Origin of the sequence: Azospirillum sp. B506, from assembly GCF_000333595.1 — a bacterium.
Taxonomy (GTDB): Bacteria; Pseudomonadota; Alphaproteobacteria; order Azospirillales; family Azospirillaceae; genus Azospirillum.
On the sequence record NZ_BADK01001095.1, the window covers coordinates 1 to 1,455 of the forward strand.

The window sequence follows — 1,455 nt, forward strand, 5'->3', positions numbered from 1 at the left end:
ATCGAACGTGACCGGCGCGACCCGTTCTACATGTTGGAGGATGTCGGGCCGCAGACAGCCTGATAGCTGCCGGCCCGGGCACTCATGGCGCCTGCCGCGACCGCACCTGTCCCCGATAGAAGATGTAGACGCCGCTGCCGACGATGACGGCGGTGCCGAGGATGGTCGACAGGCGCAGATCCTCGCCGAACACCATCAGCGCATAGACAGCCGCCCACACCAGGGTGGTGTAGCCGAAGGGCGCAACCGTCGCGGCCGGGGCGGCGCTGTAGGCGCGGATCAGGCAGAAATGGCTGATGCCGCCCAGCGTTCCCAGCAGAACCATCAGCGCCGCACCCGTCGGGTCCGGCGTTACCCAGTTGAAGGGCAGGGCCAGCGTGCAGGCCACCGTCCCGGCCATGCCGGTGTAGAAGATGGTGGTGGTTGGCGAATCGGCCGCTCTCAGCTTGCGCGTCGCAATCTGGTACAGCGCGTTGCAGAAGGCTGCGGCCAGCGGCAGGGCCAGTGCCCATTTGAAGGTGCCGCCCACCGGCCCGACGATGATCAGCGCGCCGGCCATGCCGGCAAGCACGCCGACCCAGCGCCGCCAGCCGACCTTCTCGCCCAGCAGCGGCACCGACAGCGCCGTGATCAGAACCGGCACGGCGGCGGCGATCGCCTGCACCTCGGCGAAGGGAATGCTGCGCAGGGCCAGGACGGCGAACAAAGTCGTCGCCAGCAGCAGGCAGGAGCGGACGAGTTGCAGGGACAGCCGCTGCGACACCATCAGATGCGGACTGCGCCACGCCACGACCACGCCCACCAGCAACATGTGGACGGCGAAGCGCGCCCAGGCGACCTCCACCACCGGATAGCTTCGGGTCAGGACCCGGATGGTGGCGTCCTGGGTGACGAACAGCAGGGTCGTCAGCATCATCCAGAAAATGCCGGCCCGGGCCGACCGCCGTTCCGACAGGGTCTGTTCCGTCAAAGACCGCTCGGCCAAAGACCCTCCCGGCTGCTCGGCCACACCGGCAGCCGCCCTCTCCCCCGTACCCATAGCCCCCGCTTTCCCTGACTCACAATACTAGTATATGGGCGAAGCATGGATGGTGGCGTGCCAAGGGCGGGACATTGCCGTGCCGATGGCGCAGGGCTGGGGGCGCAGGGCTGGGGGCGTATCAGATCCCCGCCACGCCCCACAGCAGCAGTGCCACCAGCCCGATCAGCAGCAGGGCGGCGACGGCGGAGAGAGCGAGCGCTCGCCCGATGTCGGCCGGGGTGGCACGGGCGCGTCCGTCGCCGATCCAGTTCTCGGTGATGACCACGCCGCCGTCGCGGTGCGGACCACCAAGCGCCAGCCCCAGCGCGCCGGCAATGGCGGCGATGGGCCAGCCCATGTTCAGCGACGGGTGCTTGCGGGCGTCGCGGCCGAGGCGCGCAGGCGGCGCTGGCCTTGGCGGTGCCGATGAAGGG

At 69.4% G+C, this 1,455-nt stretch carries 2 protein-coding genes; both read right to left on the minus strand.

Annotated elements, in window-relative coordinates:
- Nucleotides 1-82: 82 nt before the first annotated feature.
- Nucleotides 83-970 carry a DMT family transporter gene (locus tag I71_RS33650; protein ID WP_244434216.1) on the minus strand — a complete coding sequence of 296 codons (888 nt, stop codon included), beginning with the start codon at nucleotides 968-970 and terminating at the stop codon, nucleotides 83-85.
- A 190-nt stretch (nucleotides 971-1,160) separates the two neighbouring features.
- A partial coding sequence (locus I71_RS33655; protein ID WP_244434217.1) for a cobalamin biosynthesis protein occupies nucleotides 1,161-1,455 on the minus strand: 295 nt, incomplete at its 5' end.